Annotated in this window: 14 protein-coding genes; 5 read left to right on the forward strand and 9 right to left on the reverse strand. The window is 48.1% G+C overall.

The annotated features are described in order from the left end of the window. Positions 1-451, reverse strand: a 451-nt coding sequence (locus IQ235_RS10355; RefSeq protein ID WP_264321393.1) for a hypothetical protein, incomplete at its 3' end; no start/stop codon positions are given. 556 nt (positions 452-1,007) lie between these two features. On the opposite strand from IQ235_RS10355, the gene IQ235_RS10360 reads away from it, so the two are divergent. Beyond that, positions 1,008-1,172 (forward strand): hypothetical protein, encoded by a 165-nt coding sequence (locus tag IQ235_RS10360; RefSeq protein WP_264321394.1) that lies wholly within the window; start codon positions 1,008-1,010, stop codon positions 1,170-1,172. Between the two features lie 371 nt (positions 1,173-1,543). Here the strand turns inward: IQ235_RS10360 and IQ235_RS10365 are convergent, their stop codons facing one another. From IQ235_RS10365 to IQ235_RS10385, 5 genes are all read right to left on the reverse strand, one after another. Next, the gene (locus IQ235_RS10365; protein WP_264321395.1) at positions 1,544-2,614 is read right to left on the reverse strand and encodes an LOG family protein; all 1,071 of its coding nucleotides are present in this window, start codon (positions 2,612-2,614) and stop codon (positions 1,544-1,546) included. A gap of 228 nt (positions 2,615-2,842) precedes the next feature. After that, positions 2,843-3,166, reverse strand: coding sequence for a thioredoxin (gene trxA / locus IQ235_RS10370; RefSeq protein ID WP_264321396.1), 324 nt, complete (start codon positions 3,164-3,166; stop codon positions 2,843-2,845). Positions 3,167-3,463: 297 nt separating this feature from the next. Next, positions 3,464-3,931: a ferredoxin gene (locus tag IQ235_RS10375; RefSeq protein WP_264321397.1), complete on the reverse strand. Its 468-nt coding sequence runs from the start codon at positions 3,929-3,931 to the stop codon at positions 3,464-3,466. A 149-nt stretch (positions 3,932-4,080) separates the two neighbouring features. Beyond that, positions 4,081-4,464 carry a DUF1257 domain-containing protein gene (locus IQ235_RS10380; RefSeq protein WP_264321398.1) on the reverse strand — a complete coding sequence of 128 codons (384 nt, stop codon included), beginning with the start codon at positions 4,462-4,464 and terminating at the stop codon, positions 4,081-4,083. 59 nt (positions 4,465-4,523) lie between these two features. Beyond that, positions 4,524-4,733, reverse strand: coding sequence for a DUF2997 domain-containing protein (locus IQ235_RS10385; protein ID WP_264321399.1), 210 nt, complete (start codon positions 4,731-4,733; stop codon positions 4,524-4,526). A 348-nt stretch (positions 4,734-5,081) separates the two neighbouring features. On the opposite strand from IQ235_RS10385, the gene bioU reads away from it, so the two are divergent. Further along, positions 5,082-6,101, forward strand: coding sequence for a (S)-8-amino-7-oxononanoate synthase BioU (bioU, locus tag IQ235_RS10390; RefSeq protein ID WP_264321400.1), 1,020 nt, complete (start codon positions 5,082-5,084; stop codon positions 6,099-6,101). Here bioU and IQ235_RS10395 read toward each other — a convergent pair. Beyond that, the gene (locus tag IQ235_RS10395; RefSeq protein ID WP_264321401.1) at positions 6,098-6,559 is read right to left on the reverse strand and encodes an acyl-CoA thioesterase; all 462 of its coding nucleotides are present in this window, start codon (positions 6,557-6,559) and stop codon (positions 6,098-6,100) included. The two genes, bioU and IQ235_RS10395, sit on opposite strands and share 4 nt — an antisense overlap. Positions 6,560-7,092: 533 nt before the next feature. Here IQ235_RS10395 and IQ235_RS10400 point away from each other — a divergent pair. Continuing rightward, positions 7,093-7,926 (forward strand): universal stress protein, encoded by an 834-nt coding sequence (locus IQ235_RS10400; protein WP_264321402.1) that lies wholly within the window; start codon positions 7,093-7,095, stop codon positions 7,924-7,926. A gap of 113 nt (positions 7,927-8,039) precedes the next feature. On the opposite strand, the gene psbM is transcribed toward IQ235_RS10400, so the two are convergent. Further along, on the reverse strand, positions 8,040-8,150 hold the full coding sequence (psbM, locus tag IQ235_RS10405) for a photosystem II reaction center protein PsbM (protein ID WP_264321403.1): 111 nt from the start codon (positions 8,148-8,150) through the stop codon (positions 8,040-8,042). Between the two features lie 183 nt (positions 8,151-8,333). After that, on the reverse strand, positions 8,334-8,630 hold the full coding sequence (locus tag IQ235_RS10410) for a 2Fe-2S iron-sulfur cluster-binding protein (RefSeq protein WP_264321404.1): 297 nt from the start codon (positions 8,628-8,630) through the stop codon (positions 8,334-8,336). Between the two features lie 130 nt (positions 8,631-8,760). Between IQ235_RS10410 and IQ235_RS10415 the strand changes: the two genes are divergently transcribed. Both IQ235_RS10415 and IQ235_RS10420 read left to right on the forward strand, forming a co-directional pair. Beyond that, positions 8,761-9,006 carry a hypothetical protein gene (locus tag IQ235_RS10415; RefSeq protein WP_264321405.1) on the forward strand — a complete coding sequence of 82 codons (246 nt, stop codon included), beginning with the start codon at positions 8,761-8,763 and terminating at the stop codon, positions 9,004-9,006. Between the two features lie 96 nt (positions 9,007-9,102). Further along, the coding region (locus IQ235_RS10420) for an ammonium transporter (protein ID WP_405196660.1) at positions 9,103-9,557 on the forward strand (455 nt) is incomplete at its 3' end.

The raw sequence follows: 9,557 nt of genomic DNA on the forward strand, positions 1-9,557 counted from the left end.
GAGTAATTCGATACTCTTGGGTTGTTCCTTCGGTCAAACCGCCACCACTGACTTTTGGCAGCGTAAGGCTTTTGGCTCCGGCTCCGCGCAAATAGAATCCTAACTCGTAAGGTACGTCTTGGTTGGTTACCTTAAAGATATAGTCTCCGGCTTGGAGGGTTAAAGGTTTGAACTCAGACTCTCGTTGGGATAGCGTGTCGGTATTAATTTGCTTGCACGCTTCGGCATCGGTGGGTTGATACTCGTAATCTTTATCTTCTGTTTCTAAAAACTGACAACCCGTTTGAGTCAGAGAGATCGTTGTCGGGGCTGATGCTGAAGTCTCGTTCCCACCGGAGGATGTCGGTGCATTTTGGGTACAGCCGGCGGAACTTAAGACCAAAAGAGTCGCCCAAAATGCGACCGTTCTTTGGGGATAGGCGGTGCGGGTTCTCAAAAAGCTTGGAATCATTGTTTTTCCTCGCGTTGTAAGGGGGTGAAAAAGGGGGTGAAATTTGAGAGGAGGTTGAAGAAAATCATCCTTTATTTGGATTGGCTCTGGGCTTTTGGACGGTTATACCGCTGGGATTGCCATTCAATCTTTTTCTTAGGGTATGCTTTAAATCGAGGAACGATCTGAAAGAATAATAAGTTTTTGCCCAGAAAAAGCCACAAGTCTAATATTGGGACTCCGCCGCGAGTTTTAAAATCGAATTGGAACCCAAAACCTCGCTTTCCGTAGTATCGATCGAACGCACGAATTTTCAGGAGTTTCTCATCTAAATTTCAAATCGGTATGCTACCTTAAAATCCGTACAACAAATCAGACCCGAGTTATCGGGTTTTAACAGGAGATCGTACTAATTTCCCCAGGTTTCTTTTCTACCCATGCCCAGGAATTTCTAAATCTTTTCGATCTGAGGTGCGTTTTCTGCTTCGCCTATCTATAATGGCATAAACATACAGATTCAATCATTACATTGGAGATTAAGTAGATGAAAGTCAAATACCTCACAACTATCGCCACAATGACACTTCTGAGTGTGGGTCTAGCTGTAGGCTGCTCGAATCCTTGTGCCGCTCAGGACGAAGCTCCGACAGAAGCTCCGGCAGCAGCCCCAGCAGATCCTTGTGCTGCCAAGGAGGCCGATCCATGTGCTGCCAAGGAGGCCGATCCTTGCGCTGCTAAGTAATCGTAGATTTAATGACACCGAGGGATATGCCCTCTAGAGGACAGACAATACGAGTCTGTCCTTTATTGATTTCAACCGCAGTTTTTCTACCGATCGTCATTGAAGCTCGTCTATATTAAGCTCTTGGAGCGATCGAAAATATTCTTAATCCACACTGGATCGGTCTTTTTGTAAATATTACAGAGACTATCTTTCTACAACTCTGCTTCTACCTAAAAAAAAGAAAGTGCTAGTTGTCGATCTCGAGAACGATCGGCCGGGGGAAAAGACCCCGACCGACAAGTCCGAAGTCGGGACAGGTGCTTAACTCTTTCTTCTGCCCTCTCTGCGAGTCCCATTGCTGGCGAGCGTTTTTGTGGTGGATAACGACATTACTTTTGTTCGGGATGTTCGGATTCAGGACTTTGGCAACCCAGTTGATTGATGGTGGCAATCAGTTGGTAGAGTCGTCCTAAATCCCGTTGATTGAAATAGAGTGCCAATCTCGGCAAATCCATCGTTTCGTCGTTTAATTCTTGGGGAAATGCTGGGCTTTTTTCAATGCGTCCTTTTATTAAAAGATCGCTGAAATTAGCATTTAGATATTCCACATCCTCGTCAGAGAGTTCGCATTTGAGGCGAATTGCCAGTTGTTCTCCAACGTAGCGGCTAGAATGATAGACGCGGTAAAAGCTACGGATCGCCTCGCAGGCAACGTCCAAATTATCTGTAATCGTATATAGGCTGGAGTCATAATCGCTAATAAGACCGCGAGCGAGAAGTTGGCGATGGATATATTCATCCCAGTCTTTCCAATAGTGACCTCCAGGTCGATCGATGAGTACGATCGGAGCGGGACCGTATTTCCCCGTCTGGCTTAAAGTCAGACTCTCGAAGGTTTCATCCTGAGTCCCAAAGCCACCGGGGAATAAAGCCAGTGCGTCGCTTTCCTTAAGAAAGAAGAGTTTGCGGGTAAAAAAATACTTAAAGTTAATGGATTTGGGATCGCCCTCGATGAAGGGGTTCGATGTCTGCTCGAAGGGGAGCTGAATGTTGAGACCGAAAGAACGCTCGGTGGTTGCGCCCTCGTTTCCCGCTTGCATGATGCCACCGCCCGCACCGGTAATAATCATGAATCCATACTCGGTCATCCGGCGAGCAAACCGAACGGCCAGGTCGTACTCGGGTCGATCTCGCGGCGTTCTAGCCGAACCAAATATCGTAATTTTGCGAACGTGTCGATAGGGATAAAAAATCTCAAATCCTTGCTCCATATCCTGTAGGGCATAGGTGAGAATTTTCCAGTCCAAACGCTCGACGTCGCTGTGGGCTATGCGGAGGAGAGTGGCCAGAGAGCGAGCGATCCATTGTCCGTGTTCGACTGTGGGTAAGCCGTCGAGTAACTCGAGGATTTTCGCTTGCAGAGTTTTTGGGTCTTCAAAAGCCGCATTATTTTTGACCATACAAACTGATGACTTGCAAGGTTCTCGTTGGGTTGAAATCTCGCTCGACTGATACTTTTCGAGAACGCTCCGGGTCTAAATCGCGGTAACGCTCCATTAAAGCTGGGACAACATAAATTTAAGACAAAACAAATAAAGCTGGTTTAACTCTTCGACGAGCTAACAACCAGCTGTTGAAACAGACATCAAACGTTTTATCATCAAACGTTCTATGAGTCCTTCGATCGTTTATAGATACTTTTCTAGGGTATTGGCTAAGGTCGTCTTGGGAACGGCTCCAACGACCATATCGACTCTGTCTCCGCCTTTAAATATCATCAGGGTTGGAATACTACGAATTCCGTACTGACTTGCCACATTAGGGTTATCGTCTGTATTTAACTTTACGACTTTCACTTGTCCGTCGTACTGCTGCGCGATTTCATCGACTACCGGAGAGACCATACGACAGGGACCACACCAAGGCGCCCAAAAGTCTACGAGAACTGGGATGTCGCTTTGGAGTACTGCTTCTTCAAAAGTGCCATCTGTAACTGGTTCGGCTGCTGACATGCCTAAAGATCCTTACTGTATACCGTATCTTAGTCTCAACATTTTACCACAGCAGTCGTAGCAGTTTTTACCAGAATTCGAGGGAAGTCGATCGCGCCCCGGCTCCAAAAGGAACCGCCTGGAAAAAAATTTCCAGGCGGAGTGTGGTGTGAGGAGTGAACGGAAACATTTGTCTCCGCTTCTTCTATTGTAATCAACAGGACACATCCGTGTGAAAAGAAAGGAAAATTTCTTAAGAAAGTAACTCAGATGATTCCAACAGCCCAGAACCTCGAGACTCCATTAGCGATGTCGGACTCAGACTCCAGAACGCTTCTTGAATTTTTTCGGCTTTCGCCGCCCGCGCTGTGCTGACATCAACTTTCCTTTAGCTATGGGAATGCCGGCAATGGGAATGACTTGATCCTTGCGTTCTTTTTCTAGGATTTTGAGTTCCGTATAATCGACCCAGTGAATGCAATTCACCGGACAGGTGTCGATCGCCTCCTGAATTGTATCTTCGGGATTGCCATCTTGGTCGAAAACCCGCGCTCGACCGTGCTCTGCTTCAATATAGAATGTATTGCGAGCAACGTGGGCGCAGTTTTTGCAACCGATGCAGGTTAGCTCGTCAACGTAAACACCTTTTTGCCGCAGCACTCCGCCCAACTCCGGCTCGAATCCAGAACGATCGGGTGTTTGCCGCAGCACTCCACCCAATTCCGGCTCGAATCCAGAACGGTCGCGCTCTTCACTCGTTGGATCTGGAGAAAAATCCGAGTTCATACTAATTTTGGGGATCGATTGCCGCTAATCTCTAAAGAGCGAGCGGGGAAAAAAGAACCAGACGTTCTTCCCCGCTGCAATCTCGAGAACTTTTTCAATGTTGATGCTCGATGCTCGTTGGGAAAGCCCATCGATCGAGCATATTCTTCCTAAGCCCAGCGTTGTAGAACCAAGCGGATCGAACCATCTTCGTTCTTTTGCTGTTCGGCGACTTGAAAGCCTTGCTTTGCCGTTTCGCTCATCACAGTTTGGTAAGCATATTGCTGGGTTACTTTTTGTAAGAATCGTTCCACCGAGCCATTTTGCTGCCAAAACTGTAAATCGGTCACGAGTTCGTACTCCTGACCGTTCCAGCTAAAGCCAATATCATAACCGTTATCTTGCTCGACAACGACTTGAGCCGTGTGAGTTTGACCGCGATACCCCCGCACGTCCTTCGGGCCGGTTTTCCACTCAACATCGAGTTGGGTTAGAGCTTTTTGTAATGAGGTCAGATTTCTGATTTTTGTTTTGAGATGACTAAAGTGTGACATGGCAACTTAAATAAAAAACAGCAGTAACTTGACAATTGAAACCGAAGAAAACGTAAAACTTACCAATCGCTATGAGTCGCCCGAGCGTCGAGAGTTGCAGCTTGAGATTGCTCGAGGGCAAAAAAATCAGAGGTGTTTTTTTGCGAGAGAACAAGCCCGAGTTGGGCTTCGATGGCAGCGGTGACTTCCGCACAAGAAGCACCGCTAATGCCCGTTACCTTTTCAAAAACCCGACCATCTGGATAAATAACAAATTCGAGTGTTTCCATAATTGGCACGTACCGCAAGAAGATCGACAAGCTCGGAATTTATGATTTATCGCCGCCTAGTTCCCCGAGCGCTTATCTAGCCAGCGTCGCGATCTAAATAAATCTTGACGAATCTCTTAGAAAACAAGGCATAACTTAACAAAACTTATTCCTTATGTGTAATTATACTCTAATTGATAGTTAGTTTCGCGTAACTTTTCGTTGCCGTCAAGAGTCAACGGGCGATCGATATGGAAAAATAGAGCGCGCAAAAAAGCTTATTGTTATCTTGAGTTGAGGTGCGATCGAAACCGTATCCGAGCAACGGATAATAAAAAGTTGCTCTTTAAGTAAAGCGAGTTATGCACCATGAGTAGCGATCGATCGATCGACAATGAGGTCAAACATCCAATTCGAGTGGGAATCTTAGGATTTGGAGGACTCGGACAGGCCGCTGCGTGCGTTCTGGCTCCCAAACGCGAAGCTCTATGGGTGGCTGGGGCCGATCGTCAAGGGTATGCCTATAACCCCACTGGATTGAATCCCGACGAGTGCATTGCCACCTACAACCAACAGGGATCTTTGGGATACTTAAAACCGGATGGATTCCTGGGCGATCGAAGTATCGAGGAGGCGATCGAAAATGCCACCACCGTCGAGGGGTATTTTCTAGCATTACCCAATCTCCCCAATACCTTCATGGCCTCGGTGGCCCGACAGTTTATCGAGATGGGATGGCAAGGGGTGCTCGTGGATGCCCTCAAACGTACCAGTGCTGTCGAACAGCTCTTAGAATTGCAAGACGAGCTACAAGCCGCAGGCATTACCTATATGACCGGCTGCGGAGCCACCCCTGGATTGCTAACGGCGGCAGCGGCAATTGCCGCCCAAAGCTACGAGGAAATCCACAGCGTCAAAATCACCTTCGGCGTGGGGATTGCCAATTGGGAGGCCTATCGCGCCACCATCCGCGAAGATATTGCCCATATGCCGGGATACGATGTGGAAAAAGCCCGCCAAATGAGCGACGCACAAGTTGAAGCCCTCCTCGACAAAACCAACGGCATTTTGCAGCTCGAAGATATGGAACATGCCGACGACATCATGCTCGAACTCGCGGGTATCGTCTCTCGCGATCGGGTGTCGGTGGGTGGGATTGTCGATACCCGCAACCCCAAGAAACCACTGAGTACGAACGTTCGGTTAACTGGACGCACCTTTGAAGGTAAAATCTCCACCCACACCTTCACGCTCGGGGATGAAACCAGTATGGCGGCGAATGTTTGCGGCCCGGCTTTCGGGTATCTCAAAGCCGGGATTGCCCTGAATCGGCGAGGAATTCACGGTTTGTTCAGTGCCGTTGAAGTGATGCCGCAATTCCTCCACTAAGTCGATCTCGCCGCTAAAATTTGGGCGAGCGAGGCGGGCAGCCGCCGCATGATCTTACCCTTTTGGCGATCGACTGCAACCAACGTCACGCGAGCGGTGAGATAGACGATCTGCCCGTCCGGCGATCGAATTTGATAGTTCCAGTTCAGTCGCACCCCCGATGGAGGTTCCATGGATGCCTTTACCACCGCACTCGTCCCCATTTCCATGGATTGGTGGTAGCGAACGGACAGTTCGACGACGGGCAAGTCACAGCCGAGGGCAACTAAATCGGCAAACTCGACACCAGTCGCGCGCAAGTATTCCACCCGCGCTTCTTCCATCCAAGCGATATAAGTGCCGTGCCAGACAATTCCTGCATAGTCGGTGTGGTGGGGGTATGCTCGCACTGGGTATTCAAACCAGTTGGGTTCGGGTTCGATCGACGATCTGCGATCGCTCTGTCCTGGTGTTTTCATCTGTCTGTTTTTCTAAGTCTTAAGGTAAGTGTAAAACTCCGTGGCTTTAGTCTCTAAATTTACGATGGGATAAAGCCTGATGGCCATTCACCCCTAAGTGCATAGATGGTTTAAAGGTGAAATTGCGTAAGTCTTATCGAGAGAGGAACGATACCACGATCGACCCGCATAAAATCTAGTTGCACGTTACAGCCATCGGACTTTTTAGAGTGCAAATACTAAGTTCTGTTTTCAGTCAAGGGTAACTTTACAAAACGTTCTAAAACGCTACATTTCTCATGATTTTCCGTTAGTCGTTCGGCTTATGCTGGATTTTGAGAAAGGTAAGTCCGATCGCGCCGTTGAGTTCGTTAATTTCAATCCTACCTTTGAAAACTAGCTCCCCCATAATTCTCTATTAGTTCTGGGGTGTCGGGCATTGGACTATCCCGATCGAAATCGCGATCGCCTAAAAATTGCCACTTTAGGGTTTCTCGATGGTGACAAAAGTGAGTTAAAAATACCCCGTTGTTGTTCAGACAAACTTAATAGAGATGATTGAAAAAATTGTAGTTGCCGTTGCCGGACGGGGACTGTGCGAGGAAATGATAAATCAATTACTCGACATTCCCGCCATTGGACGAGCCTCCATTACGGTGTTACACGTCGTTCCGCCTCAAGTGACGGCCGACGGAATGGTCGAGGCTCTCGAAGAAGGCGGCAAGATTCTCGCGCAAGCGGTCAAAACCCTCAAAGCCGAACCCACAAAAGTCAATCCTCGCCTCAAACAAGGCGATGCGAAAACCATCGTCTGCGAAGTAGCAGAAGAAGAAAACGCCGACCTGATTATTATGGGTTCGCGGGCGCTGGGGCGTTTGCGATCGATCTTGGAAAACTCCGTGAGTCAGTACGTTTTCCAACTCACGGGACGACCGATGCTACTGATCAAAGATGGTATCTTTGTTAGAAAGCTCAAGCGGGTGATGGTGGCGATGAATAAATCCGAATCCGCCCGACAGGCTCTTCAATGGGCGTTGTTTCTCACCCGAGATATCAAAGGTGCGCAAATTATTCTCGCTCGCGTCAATCCTACCGATCCCGAGAGCCGAGCAGAGGATGACCCAGTTTTAGCCGAGGCCATCCAAAAGGTTAAAAATATGGGCGTTGACTATCGTGCTGTCGCACCCCAAGGAAAAGCCGGTCCGGAAATCTGCAAAATTGCCGAGGAATTCAATGTAGATTTATTAGTTCTGGGATCGCCCGATCGCCGTCCGTCGGTGGCCAAAGGTCTTCCCGATCTCGATCGCCTGCTCGGTCAATCCCTTTCAGATTATGTCAGGGTTTATGCAGAGTGTCCGGTGCTACTGTCTCGTCAACCCGAAAATTAGACGAAAGACAAGTTCGATCGAAAACGAGGGAAGACCAAAACAAATTCGATCTTCCCTCGCTTTGCATATTTCTTGGCATAACAGTCAAGAAATAACGTGCCAAATCGTCAATTTTATTCTTGCTTTTGACTACTTTGTGTTTGAATGTACAGAATAATTAGAAACACAGAGGGCACTATGACAAACAGAAGGCTGGCAAGATAGCCTAACTGGTTAGTTTCCATCGAATCGGGCCTCTAAAGAACTTTAAAATGAAGTCTCTTTACAATACCATTAGGAATAGACGATCGGGAACGTTTCTCTTCCCGATTCGACTAAAAAGTCACCCTTGCCTCGAATCCGAGGAATTTGGGAGAGTGGATTTTGTCAGCTCTCGATGGTTGCCCCGTCGATGGAAATGGCGAGGGTTAGGGCTTGGTCTTGACACTGATGTCTCCGTTGACCAAGGTTTGACAGGCTAGGCGATAAGTTTCAGGCTTTTTTTTGAGTTTGCGTTCCTCAAACGAGGTTCGGGGTGAGAGGTTCTCCATCCCCGCGACAATATCGACAACGCAAGTACCGCACTGACCGTATCCGCCGCAGTTCGTCATCTTACCCCAAGTTTTGTAAATATCAACACGATTTTCTAGGGCTTTCGTCCTCAAGTTCGCACCGTCTGCAGCGATCGCTTCTTTATCTTCGTTCACGAATTTGATGTTTGCCATTTCGTTCTCCCCGTTACTATTTGTTAATAATCTTAACAATTTAGGTCGCATATCGAAATCGCTTTTCTTCTGGCTGGAGTCAAACTGTTAAAATCCCGCCTCGATCGGCTCGTCCGCGAGGATAAAGAAGTTGGACGATCGAAGCGTTGTCGAGCCGGAGAACCCGAGCCAGACATCTCTGTGCGCCGGAAACAAGCGTCGATCGCTCCAAAATAGCAACTCTCTCTATCGAGGCATCCGAGAATTGCTTTGGCCGCCTCGAGAATCACCTCTCAAACCCGTTACCGTTTTGCCATATCCAGAGCGCAATCCCAAGCAACCGCAGTCGAATTGGCGACATTTTGTAAAAAATTTACCAGAAGTTAACCCCAGCTGACGTGTTAAATAACGATATTGTGCGTTCAAAATTTTTACCTTCCCCTTGCGCCCTTGAGTGGGTCGGAAATCTGAGAACAAAAGGAGCAGGTCGTCGGTGGTTGATATTCTTTGGCTCTTGGTTTGCGCGGGTCTAGTTTTCCTGATGCAGCCAGGATTTATGTGCTTGGAGTCTGGGTTGACCCGCTCCAAGAACAGCATCAACGTGGCTGTGAAAAACTTTGCTGACTTCGGTATTTCCGCCTCTCTCTTTTGGGCATTTGGCTTTGCCCTCATGTTTGGAAGTACCCAAGCTGGAACCGTTGGGACGACAAATTTTTTTCTCACTATCGAATCCAACCCCCAACTTGCCGCCTTCTTTTTGTTCCAGATGATGTTTTGCGGCACGGCAACCACCATTGTCTCCGGAGCCGTTGCCGAGCGGATGAAGTTTCAGTCTTACTTACTCGTTGCTTGCCTGACTTCGGGTCTCATTTATCCTTTGTTCGGTCATTGGGCTTGGAACCTTTCTGCCGAAGGGTCGCGCGTGGGCTGGCTCGGACAGGCGGGATT

Source organism: Zarconia navalis LEGE 11467, from assembly GCF_015207075.1.
Taxonomy (GTDB): Bacteria; Cyanobacteriota; Cyanobacteriia; order Cyanobacteriales; family Geitlerinemataceae; genus Zarconia; species Zarconia navalis.